This is a genomic window from Rhodanobacteraceae bacterium (assembly GCA_024234055.1).
In the GTDB taxonomy this organism is placed as follows: Bacteria; Pseudomonadota; Gammaproteobacteria; order Xanthomonadales; family SZUA-5; genus JADKFD01.
The window spans coordinates 181,450-198,733 of record JACKOW010000003.1; the positions used below are offsets into that span (position 1 = coordinate 181,450).

General features: G+C 61.8%; 13 protein-coding genes. 9 read left to right on the plus strand and 4 right to left on the minus strand.

Features of this window, described 5'->3' with window-relative positions:
* Window positions 1-5 precede the first annotated feature (5 nt).
* The 4 genes from H7A19_08160 to H7A19_08175 are packed head-to-tail and all read left to right on the plus strand — an operon-like array spanning window position 6 to window position 4,445.
* Window positions 6-989 carry a glycosyltransferase family 2 protein gene (locus H7A19_08160; GenBank protein ID MCP5474804.1) on the plus strand — a complete coding sequence of 328 codons (984 nt, stop codon included), beginning with the start codon at window positions 6-8 and terminating at the stop codon, window positions 987-989.
* A 1-nt stretch (window position 990) separates the two neighbouring features.
* Window positions 991-2,847 (plus strand): asparagine synthase (glutamine-hydrolyzing), encoded by a 1,857-nt coding sequence (gene asnB, locus H7A19_08165; GenBank protein MCP5474805.1) that lies wholly within the window; start codon window positions 991-993, stop codon window positions 2,845-2,847.
* Between the two features lie 3 nt (window positions 2,848-2,850).
* The gene (locus H7A19_08170) at window positions 2,851-3,708 is read left to right on the plus strand and encodes a class I SAM-dependent methyltransferase (GenBank protein ID MCP5474806.1); all 858 of its coding nucleotides are present in this window, start codon (window positions 2,851-2,853) and stop codon (window positions 3,706-3,708) included.
* Window positions 3,705-4,445: a methyltransferase domain-containing protein gene (locus tag H7A19_08175; GenBank protein MCP5474807.1), complete on the plus strand. Its 741-nt coding sequence runs from the start codon at window positions 3,705-3,707 to the stop codon at window positions 4,443-4,445. Before H7A19_08170 ends, H7A19_08175 begins: the two co-directional genes overlap by 4 nt.
* A 37-nt stretch (window positions 4,446-4,482) precedes the next feature.
* On the opposite strand, the gene H7A19_08180 is transcribed toward H7A19_08175, so the two are convergent.
* Complete coding sequence (locus H7A19_08180) at window positions 4,483-6,219, minus strand: hypothetical protein (protein MCP5474808.1); 1,737 nt, start codon at window positions 6,217-6,219, stop codon at window positions 4,483-4,485.
* 635 nt (window positions 6,220-6,854) lie between these two features.
* Here H7A19_08180 and H7A19_08185 point away from each other — a divergent pair.
* Window positions 6,855-8,186: a hypothetical protein gene (locus H7A19_08185; protein MCP5474809.1), complete on the plus strand. Its 1,332-nt coding sequence runs from the start codon at window positions 6,855-6,857 to the stop codon at window positions 8,184-8,186.
* 28 nt (window positions 8,187-8,214) lie between these two features.
* Window positions 8,215-8,886: a cytochrome b/b6 domain-containing protein gene (locus H7A19_08190; protein MCP5474810.1), complete on the plus strand. Its 672-nt coding sequence runs from the start codon at window positions 8,215-8,217 to the stop codon at window positions 8,884-8,886.
* A 100-nt stretch (window positions 8,887-8,986) separates the two neighbouring features.
* Here H7A19_08190 and H7A19_08195 read toward each other — a convergent pair whose 3' ends face one another.
* Window positions 8,987-9,151, minus strand: coding sequence for a hypothetical protein (locus tag H7A19_08195; GenBank protein MCP5474811.1), 165 nt, complete (start codon window positions 9,149-9,151; stop codon window positions 8,987-8,989).
* A gap of 305 nt (window positions 9,152-9,456) precedes the next feature.
* Between H7A19_08195 and H7A19_08200 the strand changes: the two genes are divergently transcribed.
* The 3 genes from H7A19_08200 (at window position 9,457) to H7A19_08210 (ending at window position 13,598) form a co-directional block, all read left to right on the plus strand.
* Entirely contained in the window at window positions 9,457-9,795 is a 339-nt protein-coding gene (locus H7A19_08200; GenBank protein ID MCP5474812.1) for a c-type cytochrome, read from the plus strand.
* Between the two features lie 516 nt (window positions 9,796-10,311).
* Complete coding sequence (locus tag H7A19_08205; GenBank protein MCP5474813.1) at window positions 10,312-11,250, plus strand: DmsE family decaheme c-type cytochrome; 939 nt, start codon at window positions 10,312-10,314, stop codon at window positions 11,248-11,250.
* 32 nt (window positions 11,251-11,282) lie between these two features.
* Complete coding sequence (locus H7A19_08210; GenBank protein ID MCP5474814.1) at window positions 11,283-13,598, plus strand: MtrB/PioB family decaheme-associated outer membrane protein; 2,316 nt, start codon at window positions 11,283-11,285, stop codon at window positions 13,596-13,598.
* A gap of 482 nt (window positions 13,599-14,080) precedes the next feature.
* Here H7A19_08210 and H7A19_08215 read toward each other — a convergent pair whose 3' ends face one another.
* Together H7A19_08215 and H7A19_08220 are read right to left on the minus strand one after the other, a co-directional pair.
* Window positions 14,081-14,917, minus strand: coding sequence for an N-formylglutamate amidohydrolase (locus H7A19_08215; GenBank protein ID MCP5474815.1), 837 nt, complete (start codon window positions 14,915-14,917; stop codon window positions 14,081-14,083).
* A 172-nt stretch (window positions 14,918-15,089) separates the two neighbouring features.
* Entirely contained in the window at window positions 15,090-17,276 is a 2,187-nt protein-coding gene (locus tag H7A19_08220) for a pilin (protein ID MCP5474816.1), read from the minus strand.
* Window positions 17,277-17,284 lie beyond the last annotated feature (8 nt).

A 17,284-nucleotide genomic window follows, 5' to 3' on the forward strand; every position in this document is an offset into this window, starting at 1 on the left:
CCCAGATGTCCGAGACTGTTTCTACCGAGTCGACGCCCGACCTCACGATCACCGTTCCGGTATACAACGAGCGGGAGAACGTGCCGATCCTGCATCAGCGCATCGTCGCCGCGCTGGAACCTCTGCAGCGCAGCTGGGAGCTGATTCTGGTCAACGACGGCAGCAGCGATGGCTCGGCAGCCGTACTGGACGAAATCGCTGCCAGGGATTCTCGAGTGACGGCCCTGCATCTGCGTCGCAACTATGGTCAGACGGCGGCACTGATGGCGGGTCTGGATCACGCCCGCGGGCAGATTGTGGTGCCGATGGACGCGGATCTGCAGAATGATCCGAAAGACATCCCGAAATTGCTCGAGAAGCTGGACGAGGGCTTCGACGTGGTGTCCGGCTGGCGCAAGGTCCGTCACGACCATCCGATTCGGCGAAACCTGACCAGCCGCCTCGCCAATGCTCTGATCTCCAGAGTGTCTGGCGTGCATTTGCACGACTACGGTTGTTCGCTGAAAGCCTATCGCCGCGATGTACTTGCCGGCGTCAAGCTCTATGGCGAAATGCACCGCTTCGTTCCGATCTACGCCTCCTGGAACGGCGCCCGGGTCACCGAACTGCCGGTCGAACACCATCCGCGCATCCACGGCGAATCCAAGTACGGTCTGGAGCGTGTGATCAAGGTCATCCTCGATCTGATCGTCGTCAAATTCCTGTATCGATATGCCAACAAGCCGATCTACCTCTTCGGTGGTTTCGGTTTGCTCAGCATGGCCGGCTCCGCCGGTGCCGGCCTCTGGGCGCTGTGGTTGAAGTTCTTTGCCCAGACCTCGCTGATCCAGACACCCTTGCCGCTGCTGGCCATCTTTCTGGCCGTGACTGGCGTGATCAGCATCCTGATGGGCCTGCTCGCCGAGATGCTCAACCGCACCTATCACGAGTCCCAGGCCAAATCGGTCTACCAGGTCGGGCGTCTGGTGCGCTCGGCAGAATCCGCCTGATATGTGCGGTATCGCTGGTTTCGTCGGGCCCGCCGACCCAGGTGCTCTGAAAGCCATGGCCGACGCCATGCTGCACCGCGGCCCGGATGGAGAGGGCCTGTTGCCCGATGGGCCAGACCGCGTGCACCTCGCTCACCGCCGCCTGGCCATTCTCGACATCGCCGGCGGACAGCAGCCCATGCTCACCGACGACGAGGCGCTGAGCATCGTCTTCAATGGCGAGATCTACAACTTCCGCGAATTGCGCCAGGAACTGGAGCGCTGCGGCGCGCGATTCCGTAGTGATCATTCCGACACCGAAGTCTTGCTGCTGGGTTGGCGCGAATGGGGCATGCAGCTGTTCGATCGCCTCAACGGCATGTGGGCGCTGGCCATCCATGACCGCCGAAAACGACAACTGATTTTGGCGCGCGATCGTTTCGGCAAGAAACCGCTGTACTACCACCGGAGCCGCGAGATCTTTGCCTTTGCCTCGGAGCTGTCGGCGCTGCGCATGCATCCGGCGACGCCGCGCAGCTGGAACCCGATCGCAGTCCGCAAGTATTTCGCCTACGGCTTCATCCCAGCCCCGCACTCGCTGCTGGACGGTGTGCACAAGCTGCCAGCCGGGCATACGCTGACGCTCAATCTGAGCGATTCAAGCTCCCGTATCGACCGCTGCTGGCAGTATCTGCCGGCGCCCGATGCCGATCTCGCGGCCCGACCGAGTGCGGAACTGGCCGAGCAACTGCTGTCGCTGCTCGATGCCGCAGTCGCGCGGCGACTGGTGGCCGATGTGCCCGTCGGGGCCTTCCTTAGCGGCGGCATCGATTCGTCCACCATCGCTGCGCTGGCCATCGCCCAACTCGGCGCCGATCGCCTGAAGACCTTCTCCATCGCCTTCGCCGATTCGGATTTCGACGAATCGCCCTACGCCCGGCATCTTGCCGACCAGATCGGCGCGGCCCATCGCGTCGAGTCCTGCAGCACCCAGGACCTTTACGACGCCCTGCCCGAAATCCTGCGCCGACTGGATGAGCCGCTGGCCGATGCCTCGCTGCTGCCGACCTATCTGCTCTGCAAGTACGCCCGCCGCGAAGTCACGGTCGCTCTCGGCGGCGATGGCGCCGACGAACTGCTGGCGGGCTACGATCCATTTAGGGCTCTGAGCCCGGCAAGAGCCTATCAACGTCTGGTGCCCGGACTGGTGCATCGCGGAATCGAAGCGGTCATTTCGCGGCTGCCGGTGTCACATCGCTACATGAGCCTCGACTTCAAGCTCAAGCGGACCCTGCGTGGCATGGGCCAGTCGCCCCGCTTGTGGCTGCCGTTGTGGATGTCTCCCGTGACTCCGCGGGAACTCGGCGAATTGCTGAACGAACCAGTCGATACCGAAGCCCTGTACAGCGAAGCGATCACGGCCTGGGAGCGAAGCCCCGAAGCCAATGACGTCGATCGCAGCATCTGCTTCTACATCGATCTGTACCTGCAGGACGACATCCTGACCAAGGTCGATCGGGCCAGCATGATGAATTCCCTGGAAGTGCGCTCACCCTTCCTGGACATCGATCTGGTCAACTTCTTGCGACGCTTGCCCTCGACGCTCAAACTCCGACGTGGAGTCGGCAAGTGGTTGTTGCGGCAAGCCACCCGCGATCTGCTGCCGCAGCAGATCATCCAGCGCAGCAAGCAGGGCTTTGCGGTGCCCGTCGGCCGCTGGTTCCAGCAAGGGGTGTTGCCGCTGGCCGAGACCGCCGATGCCTCACCCTTCTGGCACCAGCAACTGGCGGAACACCGCGCCGGCAAGGCTGACCACCGACTGTATCTGTGGAGCCAGCTGGTCCTGAACACCGCCCGATCACACTCAATGGGTCACTAGCGAATGACTACAGCCGATACCGCCACCGCTCAGGCTTTCGCCAACTCGTGGAACAACCTGCCGCCTGGCTCGGTCTATACGCCATCCCAGTTCATCGACTGGATGCAGCCGCTGCAGAAATCCGACTTCGAGGGCAAGGAGGTGCTCGAACTTGGCTGCGGCAACGGCAGTCTGCTGGTGCACTCCTGTCACTGGCAGCCCAGACGCATCGTCGGTGTGGACCTTGGTGCATCGGTACAGACCGCGCGCCGCAACGTCGCCGACTTCCCCTTCGCCGAGATCGTACAGGCGGATCTGGTGGAATTCGCATCGGAGGGCTTTGATCTGGTCTATTGCATCGGTGTGCTGCATCACCTGAAGAATCCCGCCGCCGGATTTGCCTCGGTGGTGCGCAATACCCGCCCCGGTGGACGCTTTCATTGCTGGGTCTATGCCCGCGAAGGCAACGCCATCGTCATTGCCCTGGTCGAACCGATCCGCAAGATCGCGTCACGGCTGCCGTGGTGGATTACCAAATACCTGATCGCGACACCGCTGGTGGTCCCCTACTTTGTCTACGCCAAGCTGCTGCGCGCCTTGCACCGCTTGTTCCCGGAGCAGGCGCCGCGCTGGTTGGCCTGGGCTCCGCTGCGTGAATATTCTCTGTGGATCGCGGAACGCACCTTCTCCTTCTTCAGGCATGTGGCCTTTGACCAGTTGGTGACCCCGCAAACAACCTACCTGTCGCGCGCCCAGATCGAGGAGTGGCTCTCCAGCCGGGCCGATATCGAAGCCGGCAGTTCGTACATCATCTTCCGCAACGGCAATTCCTGGAAATTCGGCGGGCGTCGCGCCGCAGACCACAGCGAGCAATCCACATGAGTCATGCCTACAACGCAGAATTCATGAGCTACGCCGACCAGTCGTCCAGACACGCGGCCAACACCATTGCACGACTGATCAAGACTGAACTAGGCATCTCCAGCGTCCTTGACGTGGGCTGTGCCAAGGGCACCTGGCTCAATGCCTGGCGCGAATTGGGAAGCGAAGACATTCTCGGGCTGGACGGCGACTACGTGCGCCGCGAAGAGCTGGTGGTTCCGGAGGCCAACTTCCTCGCCAAGGATCTCTCGCAGGCCCTGGACCTGGGCCGACGCTTCGATCTGGTGCAGTCGCTGGAAGTGGCCGAACACCTCCCCCACTCCGCGGCGGACTTGTTCGTGGACAATCTGGTCCGGCACAGCGCTGGCTACATCCTGTTTTCGGCAGCGCCGCCGGGACAAGGCGGCGAATTCCACATCAACGAGCAGCCTTACGATTATTGGCGAGAGAAATTCGCCAGGCATGGCTTTCGCGCCTACGACTGGATACGCCCGCAAATCCAGGCGATGACCAGCATCTCCTTCTGGTATCGCTACAACCTGTTCCTGTACGCCCACGAGTCAGCGATCGTGCCAGCTTCAATCGCTTCTGCAGCCGTGCCATCGGGCACGCCCCTGAGCGACATCTCGCCCAGGGCTTTTCGGCTGCGCAAGGCCGTGGTGCGCATGCTGCCTGTTCAGGTCCGTGATGGCCTCGCCCGCTTCAAGAGCCGTTACCTGCCCAGCGGCCGTTGGTGAACACGTCTTGCCGGGCCGTCCGTGACCACCTGCACACTCAGCGTGGAGCGAATTCCTGGCACCCCTGCTTGCTGCACAGGCGCTTGATTCTCAGCCCATGCACCTGCAATTGCGGCGGCAGCGGTCTAGGCAGGTCGAGCAGACCGGCGACGGCATCCGCGGAGAAGGTCGAGAAGGAGGTCAGCGGATCGGCGCTGACGGTGCTGATCGGCAACAGCATCACCGGCTCGGGAGAGGGCGGCGTCAATTCATAGCTCGTCCCCGAGCGCCGCAGTTCCAGCAGTTCCACTCTGGCGATGAATTCCACAAAATAATCCTGAAGGGTGACCGCATTGTCCGCGCGGAACGGGCCGGCGCGGATGGCGACATCATTGGCAAAGACCACGTAGTCGTTTTCCCTGAAATTGATCTTGTTGAGATCGCGCGGCAAGGGCACATTCCTGATTGAATCTGCCGGGTATCCAACCAGATTCCGAATATGGAAGTCCGAGATGTGGGTAATTCGGTGGTAACGGTCATTGCGAAACCCGTGTCCTTCCGGAGACACAAAACTCAAGGGTTTGGTGGTGACCACCCTGGCAGAGGGATCCCGGGCAGACGGCAACCAGCGCATGAAATCCATCACCGCGTGCGCATAGTAGCCGTCACGCAGTCGCAAGGCCTCGGACACGCCGGCCCTGACATCAAACAGCGCAAAAACCAACCCCAGGAGGACCAGCACTGCCGGCCAGCGCCTCAGTTCCGCAATCGCCGGAACGATCAGCACGGCGGTCACGGGTGCCAGAAAGGCGAGATAGCGCACTTCCTTGAAGGGAACAAGGCTCATCACCGTGACCCCCAGCAGCCAGAACACCGCGGCAAGACGCAACAGCCCGCTGCCGTCACGCCAGCACAGGAGCAAGCCGGGGAGCAACAGCAGCACCGCTGCCAATCCGTATGCCGGGATATTACGCCAGTAAATCCACGGATCCATCACCAGAGCGATGTTGCCCTCGGTTTCATACTGTGTCGATATATACCCGATCTGCTGCACCGGGCGGAGCAGGAAGGGGGCATCCGGAAAGGCTGAACCCAACACCGACGCGTAGCCCAGCCAGGCAATCGCACCGCTGACCGCGGCAGCGGCGGCGAGGCGCAGCCAGGTGCGAAGCAGACCAGGGCGATCGCTGCCTGCAATTGCGGCCACTGCCAGAAAGGACAACAGCAACCATACCCAGAACAGTGCAAATGTCTGCTTGACCAGCGCTGCGCCCGCGCCGAGGGCCACCAGACTCAGCCAGCGCCAGGCAGTGGGTCGCTGATGAAAATCGACGGCCAGCTTGAGCATCAGCAGCGCCATCACGCCAGGAAAGATGTCGTGGCTGACGAATGGGGCGTAGCTGAAGAAGAGCACGCTGGGAATGCTCAGCACAAAGGCTGCCAGGACCGTCCAACGGTTGCCGTGGATCTGCTTCAGCAGAAGCCAGCAGATCACCAGGTAGAGCGCGTGCGCAATCGCCATCAGTACGTGGTGCAGGCGAACGTCGAAGGGTGGCAAGCCCAGATGGTTGGCCAGGGCTTCGGCCGGCATCAGCCAGACTGCCAGCAAGGGACCGCGCTGCCAGGCGTATTCCGGGCTCGCGCCCAGCAGATACTGGGCATTGACGATGGTGCTGTAACCGTCGTCAAAGTCGATGTTTACCCAGGGAACGCAAGCGAAGAGCCAGACCGAAATTGCGGCAATCACCAACCAGGCGATGATGTTTGGCCAGTTCCTGTGCAGAGCGGGCGGCATGGCAGTCTCGAGCAGGGTGGGCAAGTAGCCGAGGGCCCCATCGGCGTGCCCGGGCTGCCGACACGTTCTGGCCTTCCGCGGCGCAACTCGTAGAATGGCGCAAGCACTCTGCGGGCGCCAGCTGGCAGCCTGTCGGACTTTACTCGCGAGTGCGCCGCAAGCGCATTTGGCGCTCGGCTTCGGCGGTCATTCGGAACATTCCTGGCATTTCGACTTGATTCTCGACTTCGCTTTCGCCAAATGGCCGTCCAGCCCTTCGGGTTAAGCGTCTGGACGGCGTCTGCTGCATTGCGACGCTTCACCAATGGAAAAGCCACTGGCTGCTCGCCGCACCTTGCAGCCATCCGCCCAGCCTCCCAACGCATCTCACGTTGAAAGTCCGACAGGCTAATAGCCCGCCGCAAGCTGATTCGCTTTGGGACTTGCGCCTGATCAAGACCTTGCCTTCGCATTTCCTGCACATTCATGATGTGCAGCCGAGTCTGGTCAAGATGCCGTTGGGAGGGTCAAGCGTGCGTAACGACAATGGGGCCAGGTTGCAGTCCAGCGCGAGTACATGTAATCACGCCCTCGCGCGCACGCCGAGTGTGTTTCGGTCGAGTTGGTGCCTGCTTCGGGCCGGCGCACTCGTATTGATGTGCGCCCTGCCGGTGTCACACATCTGGGCACAGGACGATGACGCCGACGAGCCCATCGAACTTGCGGAAGAAGACCTCGACTGCCTGAAATGCCACGACGATCCCAAACTCTCGGTCAAGCTCGACAGTGGTGAGACACTCCCGCTGTACATCTCTACCCAGGATTTCCTCGGGTCGATGCATAACGAGAACAGCTGCGCCGATTGCCACTTCGACATTGACCTCGACACCCATGGCAAGGGCGAATCGGTCATCGCCAGCAAGCGCGAATTGGGTGTGGCGATGGGCGATACCTGTCGCGACTGTCACAAGAAGAAGTACCGCGAATACGACGACAGCGTGCACGCACTGCTGATTGCCGAGGGCAGCACCAAGGCACCGATGTGCGCGGATTGCCACAATCCGCATACTGTTCGCTCCTGGAAGCTCGCAGAAGCTGAAGCCGCAATGCCCTGTGGAAAATGTCACCAGGAGATCTTTGACGCGAGCGCCAAGGATGTGCACGGCCTGGCCCGCGGCGACCGCAAGAACCCGGGGCCGGTGTGTTCGGGCTGCCATCAAGCCCACGGCATCAAGGCGGCGTCGCTGGGCACTGGCCTGCGGGATACCTGCCTGAACTGCCACAAGGATGCCTTCGCCAAGCACGAGATCTGGCTGCCCAATGCACAGCTGCATTTTGACGCCATTTCATGCCCGACTTGCCACGCGCCAGACGCCGAACGGCGAGTGAACCTGCGGCTCTACCACGAACTTGGCGGCGACCGCGTGCAGCTGATCGAGAAGAGCGGAGTACCGCAGTTTGTACGCCTGACCACCGCTGCCGATCAGGCCAGTCAGGGTCTGGACGATCGCGCGCTGCTGGGCTTGCTCAAGGATTTCACGCACGAGGAGGGTCAGGGCAAGATCGTTCTGCGCGGACGACTGGAAGTAGGCAGCGGCGTTGAAGCCCATCGACTCGCAGACAAGTCCAAAGCCATTGCCGATTGCAAGGTCTGTCACCAGGCCGGCGCGCAGGTCTTCCAGCGTGTGATTCTGACCATGGCTGGGCCTGATGGCAGGCCGCTGCGTCACGGCGTAAACGAAGACGTGCTGAATTCGGCGTTCTCGATCGATTCGATCCGTGGCTTCTACGTACTCGGCAGTACCCGAATCAAGCTGCTCGACTATCTGTTGGTGCTGGTGGTTCTTGGCCTGGCGGGCGGTATCGGTGCTCATATGGCGGCGAGACGGTGGTTTCGCAGGGCACGCGAGAAACGCAAGGGGCAACCCATTGCTTCGCAGGCAAGCTCGGGGAAATCGACTTCAGCGGACGATAGCGGCGGTCCATGAGATGACGACCGGATCGCAGGAGAAGGCCATGCAGAAAATCTATGTCCACCCACTTCCGGTCAGAATCTGGCACTGGATCAACGCCGCGTCGATGCTGGTGCTGATCTTCACCGGTCTGCAAATCAGATACGCAGGAACCTTTGACCTGATGTCGTTCAGGAATGCGGTGATGGTGCACAACTGGGTGGGTTTCCTGCTAGCCGCCAATTTCCTCCTCTGGCTGTTCTACTACCTGTTTTCGGACAACATCCGGATGTATCAGCCGGAATTGCGTCCGGGCAGGTATTTCCCGGCCATGTTCAAGCAGATCTATTTCTACAGCTATGGAATTCTGCGCGGCGAACCCAATCCCCATCGGGTGAGCGAGGCTCAGAAGTTCAATCCGATGCAGGCCATGACCTATCAGATCGTGATGTTGCTGATGCTGCCCCTGCAGTTCTATACCGGGCTGCTGCTCTGGGACGTCAACCGCTTCGCCGATCAGATTGATCTGCTCGGCGGCGTGCGCGTGGTGTCGACGGCTCACGTGCTCCTGACCATCGCCTTTCTGGGCTTCCTGCTGTCGCATCTCTATCTGATCACGCTGGGACACACCGCAGGTGCCCACACCAAGGCCATGATCACCGGCTTCGAAGAGGTGGAGGAAGCTCCGGAGACGAGCCCTGCTGCTGGGGCCTCAAGCCAGCAGCCCGAGCACTGAGCTGCAGACCAACCGCAACGCTTCACCCAGACCGGATGGACAATCGGGCGGCGCTGGACAACCGCCCAGCGGGCGGTCAGACCCACGGGCACTGCTCGGATTATTTTGCGGCACCGGCCTTGGCGTCACCCTGAGCATGCGCCTTGCGCGCACGCATCAGCATGCTGAACCCGACGACCGGAATGGCTGCCATGTAGGCCAGTGCAATGAAGGGCGAGATCAGAAACAGGACGATCCGTTTGATCTGCAGTATCGGAGTAGGCATGGCGATGACGAATCCTGGGAAAGGAGAACAGGCGATGGCAAGCCCTTCGACTATGCTGCCAGACCAGCGGCTTCGACCGGAATCCACCTGTACGCCTCAAGTCTAGGATGCCTGCTCGACCAACGTGATTGATCAGCGTCAACACGCGGGCACCATTGATCACCTACGCTGATCCGGTGCCACGTTGGCATCATGCACCCGGCGTGCCTGGCCATTCGCTCAGGCAGGCACAGAGTCAACATCAGCTGGAATTGAGCGCGGTCGCAATCGTCGGCCGTTGTGGCCCCACTTTCAAGGAGTCGTTGATGAAGTCCAGGATCACTCTGACGCTCATCGGTTCACTGTGTTTCGCACTTGCCGGCGTGAATTCGGCGCATGCCGTCGACGCCAAGGCGGCGGAAGCACTGATGAAGAGCAATCGCTGCAGCAGTTGCCATCACCCCACCAAGACCAAAACCGGCCCATCCCTGAAGAAGATGGCCGAGGATTTCAAGGGCAAGCCGGATGCCGAAGAATTGATCATCAAGGCCATCACCACCGGTCCGATGGTCGAGATCGACGGCGAGAAGGAAGCACACAAGAAGATCAAGACGTCCGACCCGGCGCAGCTGTCCAACCTGGCCCAGTGGCTTTTGACCCACTGAGCTGGGGAATCGCATCGGCACAGCTGCCTGCTGCTGCCGATGCGATGCCCGGCCGGAGGCATTCTTCCAATGGATCCCGACTGAAGATCCTTGACTCGTGCCGCCCCCGAAGGTTGCGGCTGATCCCGCACTGGTGCAATGCCAGTTGGCGCAACCGAAGCGCAAACACCGAATCCGGAACACCAACCCCGTGCCCCCCGCATCGCACCCGTCACGCCAATCAAGCACTTTCATCACCCAATATTGACGGGGATCAATATCACCCAGCAGTGATGGGTTCAGCCTAAGCCAACATTAGCTCAGGACTTCCAACTGTCATCGCAGTGATGTTGATCAAGGGTGCTCAGCCATACGCCCTGAATTCTTCAACGGCTCCCTGCTTGACGGAGCCAAATCGACAGCGGTGCCTGCGAATCCTTTGGCTGATAGGCGGTGAAGTATTGCCCTGACCGTGCACAAGCGCGCAGTCATGGGCGATTCGGGCACTTGGGATCATCGAGTTTCGAGGAGGAGATCATGGGGACGCACCACTGGTACACCCGCGGTACATGGCTGACAGGACTCATCCTGTTCCTCTTTGCCTGCGCCGGCGGACCGGCACTCGCTGCCGGCACCGGTACCGGTGCCAGCGATCCAGGCTACCGAAAATGCGTGCGCTGTCACGATGAGGAGGCAGAGCATCCCGTGCTTTCGATCCTCAAGACCAAGCATGCCGTGGTGGCTGACGAGCGCACGCCCATGTCCAACCATGCCTGCGTGGCCTGCCATGGTCCCAGCGAAGCCCATATGGATCAGGAAGACGCCCCACCGGACGTCACCTTTCACGAGGCCGATGCCCGTGTCGGCAACGAGGTCTGTCAGACCTGCCATATGGGCAAGCACCTGACCGAGTGGCAGGGCAGCCGCCACCAGATCGAGAATGTTTCCTGCACCAACTGTCATTCGCCGCATGCGGCGCAAGATCCCGTGCTGGACAAGGTATCCCAGCCTGAGGTGTGCATCACTTGCCACAAGGACCAGCGCGCCAATCTGGTCAAGCCCTATAGCCATCCCATCCGCGACGGCGAGATGAGCTGCTCCGGCTGCCATGCACCGCATGGATCAACCGGGGACGCCATGCTGGCGAGAAACACGGTCAACGACACCTGCTACATGTGTCATGCCGAAAAGCGCGGCCCCTTCCTTTGGGAGCATCAGCCAGCCTCGGAGGACTGCACCATCTGCCATTCCCCGCATGGATCCGTGCACACCTCGATGCTGAAGCAACGCGGACCGTGGCTTTGCCAGACCTGTCACGCAGCACAGTTCCATCCGTCCACTGCCTACAGTGGCACCGGGTTGCCGGGCCTCAATCGTCCGAGCGGCGCGCAGCAGATGCTGGGCAGGAACTGCATGAACTGCCATAGCGAAGTGCACGGAACCAACCATCCCTCCGGCGCGCGTTTCACACGCTGACCCCAGTCGCTGATCGTCATGCGAGGTATGTCATGAACACAGAACGCAATTTGCTCAGCAAGGCCATTCGCGACGTGCTGCGCCGCGGAACACTGATCGCTTCACTCTTCGCTGCCGCTTTGGCCAGCAGCGGCATCCACGCCCAGGACTCCGACGATGAAGGTGACGGGGTAGATACCGAGCAGCTCCTTGAAGACCAGACCGTCATCAAGAGCGAGATCGAGATCGGCGTTGGCAACGTCTCCGATTCCTCCTGGCGCTTCGGTCGCTACACCGGTCTTGAGGACGACGGGCTGTTTCCGGTGGTCAACATCGACATCTACAAGCGCGGCGGCCCCTGGGATGGCGACAACGCCAGCTACTGGCGATTGACCGGTCGCAATCTCGGCATCGAGTCGCGTGACCTGATGTTCGAGTTCGGCAAACAGGGCAGCTACAACTTCCACCTGGGTTTCGATGAGATCCCGCATTATCAACTGCAGGACTCGCAGACCTTCTTTGCCGGTGCCGGCAGCAGCAATCTGACACTGCCCAGCAACTGGGTGGGCGGCCAGACCACGGCGCAGATGAGCCAGCTGGGCCCCAACCTGCGCACCTACGGCATTGAGCACGGCCGTCAGCGCGCCAACATCGGCGGTGATGTCACCCTGCCCTCGGGATGGAGCTTCAAGGCGGACTATTCCCGCGAGAAAAAGGATGGCAACAAGGTCACGGCGCTGACTATCGGCAATTCCGGTGGCAATCCGCGAGCGGTGCTGGCACCGGAACCGGTGGACTATCTGACCCAGCAGCTGGATGCGGTGTTGTCCTTCGCCGACGCCACCAAACAATTCAGCATCGGCTACTACATGTCCTTGTTCGACAACGACAATACTGGGCTGATCTGGCAGAACCCGTACTCGGCCATCAGTGGCTGGGACAGCTCGGCCGGCTTCCCCGGCGGTCAGGGACAGGTCGGGCTGGAACCGGACAACGAGTTCCATCAACTGAATCTCAAGGGCGGCTACAGTTTCTCCAAGACCCTGCGACTGGTGGGCGATGTTTCCATCGGCCGCGCCACCCAGAACGACGCCTTCCTGCCCTACACCATCAATCCGGTGCTGGCGGCCACGATCACCCAGCCGTTGCCCGAGGCCTCTCTGGATGGCGAAGTCGACGTCACCCATGTCGGGCTTCGCCTGACTGGCCAGCCTTGGGATACGGTGTCACTCGGCGCCAGCTTCAAGTACGACGAGCGTGACAACAAGACCCATCACCAGGAGTTTGTCTACATCGGAGGTGATTCGAACGCTCAGAATGTAGCACCCAACAGCGGCGTGAGGCGTTTCAACGAGCCCAAGAGCTACAAGGACGAGCGCTTCCGTCTGGATGCCGGCTGGCGCGCCAGTGATTGGTTGCGAATCGACGGCGAAGCGGAGTTCCGCAAGACCGAGCGGCCGCACCAGGAGCGCGAGAGGATCGATGAGGATCGCTTCTCGCTGAATTTCGCCATCGACACCGGCGGCTTCTGGACCGGTGGATTGCGCCTCAACAACGCCAAGCGTGACGGCGGCAGCGAGTATCTGGGCTACGAGACCTTGCTGGGCGGCTATTCGCCGGACTACTACAACACGTTGCAGCCCTTTGTCGGCGGCTTCCCCTTCGAGAACCTGCCGGGTTTGCGCAAGTTCAATCAGGCCGATCGAAAACGTCAGAACGGCGAGCTCTACGCCAGTTTCATGCCGGCCGACGCGGTCTCGATCAGCGCCAGCTACAACTACAGCGAGGATGACTACAACAACTCCGAGTTGGGTCTGACCTTCTCCAGGGTCAGAACTCTGAATGTCGATGTCACCTGGACGCCGACCAACCGCTTCTCTGTCTATGCCTTTGCCGCGGAAGACCGTTACGACAACGATCAGGATGGTCGCCAGTACTCCGGCGGCGGCGTGCGCCCGACTCAGTACAACGATCCCAACCGCAACTGGACCATGAAGAGCCGCGACTATGTGCTCACCTATGGCGTCGGGGGCAACCTGAGCTTCCTGGAAGACCGAATCAAGGTCGGCTTCGATTTGGTGAATTCCCGTGCCGATTCCGACATCTTCGTGACCACCGGCCCGTCACTGACCTCCGCACCCTTGCCGACGTCCGAGAGCGATCTGAACTCGGCCAGCCTGTGGGCTGACTATCGCTGGCGCAAGGACATCAACTTCCGGCTGCGCTTTGCCTACGAAGACTACGCAGAGTCCGATTGGGCCGTCGATGGCGTGCCACCCAACCAGCTGGCCAACGTGATCACGCTGGGCGAGAGCAGCCCCGACTACTCGGTATGGGTGACCACCTTCAGCGTGGCCTACCGCTTCTGAGTTTGAGTCTGCAATAGCGTCAAGCACTTCTCCCCGCTCGCGGGGAGAAGTCGTTTCTGGGCATGGGAAAGTGCGCCGGGCCGGCAGTATTCCAAGCTTTCGGTGTAGCGAAATTGCGTCGCGACCTGGGGGATGATGCCTACCGTCGTCACCGGTCGCGCCGTGAAGGCGCTCCTACGAAAGCTGCGCTCGCTGTAGGAGCGACCTTGCGTCGCGACCTGGGGGATGATGCCTACCGGCGTCACCGGTCGCACCGTGAAGGCGCTCCTACGATAGCTGCGCCCGCTTCAGGAGCGACCTTGCGTCGCGACCGGCGAAGCACAGGTCCTATACTGCAGCGCATCCTGGTTCGGCGTCGCCATGAGGAGGAACGCGCGCCTGCGCGGCCGCTTCTGAGCGGCTGCCGGCGCCAAGCGGCGCCGCAGCGCGGCGCCCTCCAGAGCGAAGGGCCGCTCTGTCATGCAGTTCTCGCTGGCCAAGGATCAAACCCTGCCCCTAGGCAAACGGCCTATCGGCGTTTCCGGTGTCCACGCGCCCGGCGCCAGATGCTGCGCGCGCGGTCGGAAATGCGCGGAGGTACGCATCAGCGCGCGATACAGCCTTGCCGCCCACTGGGCACGGGCGGCGGGCGTGCTGATCTGGTCCTGGCGCAGCTCGATCATGGTGTAGGGCAGACCACGCTGGATGGCGTGATGGTCCACCGTGTGACCCATGGCCAGATGGCCATCGTAGGGCTGATTGTCGCCGACCACGACGCCATCCCGAGACAGCTCGCGGATCAGGTGGTGAGCGAAGGTCGGGTCGTGGCGCCAGAGCACGCCCACCGACCATGGCCTGGGCTCGCGGGTGTCGGCGAGCATCGGCGTGAAGCTGTGGATGGACAGCACCAGCGGCACCATCGAAGTCATCGCCATCTGCTTCAGGTGGCGATCAATGCGGCGATGATAGGGCTGGTGGTAGACGCGCCAGCGCCGATCCCGCTCGGCCTCCGACAGACCCTGGTTGCCAGGGATCAGGGTGCCGTCACTGACTTCGGGTATCAGGGTGGGATCGTCCCTGGACCGATTGGGATCGATCACCAGCCGCGAGATCCCGTGCTCGATCATCGGCGCCTTGAGCGCTCTGGCAATCCGCCGTGCCACGTCCACCGCGCCCAGATCGCAGGCAATGTGCCGTGTGAGATCGAAGGGGCTGAGCCCCAGATCATGCAGCGGGCCGGGGATCTTGTTGCTGGCATGGTCACACAGCACCAGCCAGTGAAGATTGCTGCCCGGATGCCAGCGAAACACGGGAATATGATGTCTAGACTTGGAATCCATGCCCCAATGATGCCCGACCGGCGGCTGCAGATGGCGGGGCAAGACTGCGCCGCTTCAGCTTGAAGGGCTCAGGGCGTGCCGTCGGCGCTTGCGTGTCCCGGCCAGCACGGCCATCGGTTTGCCAGCCTTGCGGCACCCCGGCTTGCGCCGCTCCGGGGTGCCTCGTGACCTTTCAGCCAGCCCGACAGGAGGCCGGCAGATAGCGATCGGCAATGTCCGTTCCGATGCCATCCTCCAGTTCCACCAACAATTCCTCGGTATTGCCAAGGGCATTGCCGCAACGCCAGCTCAGATTGCCATCCTGGTTCACGGCCGGGAGCAAGTACAGATAGCTCTCGTGCAGCTTGGCGTGGGCAGCGTCGTTGAAGGTGATCAGGATGGCTCCCGCGTCCAGGTCCACGGTCACCTTGCCACCGGCACCGCTCATGGGTAATTCCATGCCGATGTCCTCAGCCGATTTGGGCAGCGCATTGGCGCTGTAATAGTGCTCGGAGATCGCTACCTTCAGCGCTGCGGCCTGGGCCAGACCCTCGGCGACCTCGGCTCGGACGATGAAGTCCTGATAGGCGGGTATGGCGATGGCCGCCAGCACTGCCACTACGGCGACCGTGGTCATCCCATCGGCGCCACCGAGGAACTCACCCGGGTGCTGGGCATAGTTCAGATCCAGATGAATCCGCTGCGCCGACAAGTCCACACTGATACCCATCGCCGTCTGACGCGGCAGACCCAGTTCGCGCGCGGTCGGCAGGCTGACCATGTCGACCTCGGCACCGCCGATGTCAGCCAGGGATACCAGCCCGCCAAGCCATGCGTAGTAGGTGCGTCGAGTGGCGTCGTCGATGACGCCGGCAGCGCTGAAAGTCGCTGAAGGATCACTGCCGGAAGCGCTGACGAAGGCCCCGAGCGACTCACCGGCCCCCAGACTGGCGCGGTCGATCAGCGGCTGCGGCACACCGGCCAGAACCAGCCAGCCATCCTCTTCGACCCAATACAGGTGCGAACCGGCCCGCGCATACAACTGGGCCCACAACTCGTCAGGAATCTTGGCCTCGCTTTCGCCCAGTGCCGCTCCCACTTCCATCAGGCTCGGCAGGCGCAAATGGTGAATGCTGGCACCACCGCGCTCAGTGACATCGAGCTTGGCCTTGAGCTTCTGCTGAAGCACATCCAGCACCTTCTTGAAGGCGGCGGCATCCTGCAACCTGATCGCCGCAAAGTCGCCGGCGTCATCACTGAAGACCGCCAGTTCCGGTCCGAAAGGCGCAAACCAGTCTGCCAAAGCCAGCCCGGTCGCTTCCTTGAGTTTGGCATCGGCTTCATCCAGCTCGGCGGCGCCTTCGTCCTTGGCATCCTGGGCAAAGGCCTTCTGCATGCGTTGCACGTCAGCACCCGTGGGCCAGGCCATGGTGAAGGCAGCCGTGGTGGTTCCGGCGGACTTGATGTCCATCGAGCGCGCCGACTGCGGCAGGTATCGACTCCAGCCAGCACCGGCAATTTCCGCCCGCAAACTCAAGCGACCATGCCCTGCCACCGTGCCCCAGCCCAACGCGACGCGCTTGGTCTGGTCCAGCGCCATGCGCGCGAATTCGTCGGTGGCGCCCATGCTCAGAATGGGGCGCAAGGCCTCCATGTCGGCCCACAACACCATGCCGTGGCCGGCAGCGTCGATCTCGCGCTCCAATGCCAACTCGGGGCGAGCTTCCACCTTGGCCTCGGCGATACCCTTGCGCAGTGACTTGAATGCGTCGAGATTGGCAAACATCCCGCCCAGCAATGACAGGCGCTTGCTGGCCGCGTCGAAATGCAGGAACAGCGCCGAAGTGCCGAGCGCAATCTGCGTGTAACCCTCATTGTCGAAGGCCAGCGCCGAATCCACCTGCGGCAGTTGCCGCAAGGTCTCGGCAAGGGCCGCTGCGTCGGGGTAATCCAGGATCATCGTGATATAGACGTTGGCCGCCGGCGAAGCCATACGGCCTGCGGCGATTGTGGTCAGTTCAATCGGCGAGCCCAGCCGATAGAGCAGCCCTGCCAGCGGCTGCGTCGCCTCACCGGAAATCGGGTCCTTGGCAAAGTCCGTCCGCATCTTCGCAATCGCGGTGACATAGGCCTGACTCTGGAACATCCGGTCGGTCGCCTTGTCGGCAGGTCCGAACAGCGCTCGCCAGGGGCTCGGAAGCCTCAAGTAAAGAATGCTGTCGGCCGGAAGCCGATCGCGCAGCCAGGCATTCTGCGAAAACGTTTGCTCCTGGGCTTCGACGGATGCCGAAGGAACGCTGGACGTCTCGTCGTGCTTGCCCCCACAGGAGCTCAGCAACACCAGAGCAAAAAGCAGAAAAAGTCGATGAATCATGGACATGGCAACAC

Bases quoted from the DNA above. Each gene is read 5' to 3' on its own strand.
- H7A19_08160 (MCP5474804.1), top strand. From the start codon at position 6: ATGTCCGAGACTGTTTCTACCGAGTCGACGCCCGACCTCACGATCACC.
- asnB (MCP5474805.1), top strand. From the start codon at position 991: ATGTGCGGTATCGCTGGTTTCGTCGGGCCCGCCGACCCAGGTGCTCTG.
- H7A19_08170 (MCP5474806.1), top strand. From the start codon at position 2,851: ATGACTACAGCCGATACCGCCACCGCTCAGGCTTTCGCCAACTCGTGG.
- H7A19_08175 (MCP5474807.1), top strand. From the start codon at position 3,705: ATGAGTCATGCCTACAACGCAGAATTCATGAGCTACGCCGACCAGTCG.
- H7A19_08180 (MCP5474808.1), bottom strand. From the start codon at position 6,219: ATGCCGCCCGCTCTGCACAGGAACTGGCCAAACATCATCGCCTGGTTG.
- H7A19_08185 (MCP5474809.1), top strand. From the start codon at position 6,855: ATGTGCGCCCTGCCGGTGTCACACATCTGGGCACAGGACGATGACGCC.
- H7A19_08190 (MCP5474810.1), top strand. From the start codon at position 8,215: ATGCAGAAAATCTATGTCCACCCACTTCCGGTCAGAATCTGGCACTGG.
- H7A19_08195 (MCP5474811.1), bottom strand. From the start codon at position 9,151: ATGCCTACTCCGATACTGCAGATCAAACGGATCGTCCTGTTTCTGATC.
- H7A19_08200 (MCP5474812.1), top strand. From the start codon at position 9,457: ATGAAGTCCAGGATCACTCTGACGCTCATCGGTTCACTGTGTTTCGCA.
- H7A19_08205 (MCP5474813.1), top strand. From the start codon at position 10,312: ATGGGGACGCACCACTGGTACACCCGCGGTACATGGCTGACAGGACTC.
- H7A19_08210 (MCP5474814.1), top strand. From the start codon at position 11,283: ATGAACACAGAACGCAATTTGCTCAGCAAGGCCATTCGCGACGTGCTG.
- H7A19_08215 (MCP5474815.1), bottom strand. From the start codon at position 14,917: ATGGATTCCAAGTCTAGACATCATATTCCCGTGTTTCGCTGGCATCCG.
- H7A19_08220 (MCP5474816.1), bottom strand. From the start codon at position 17,276: ATGTCCATGATTCATCGACTTTTTCTGCTTTTTGCTCTGGTGTTGCTG.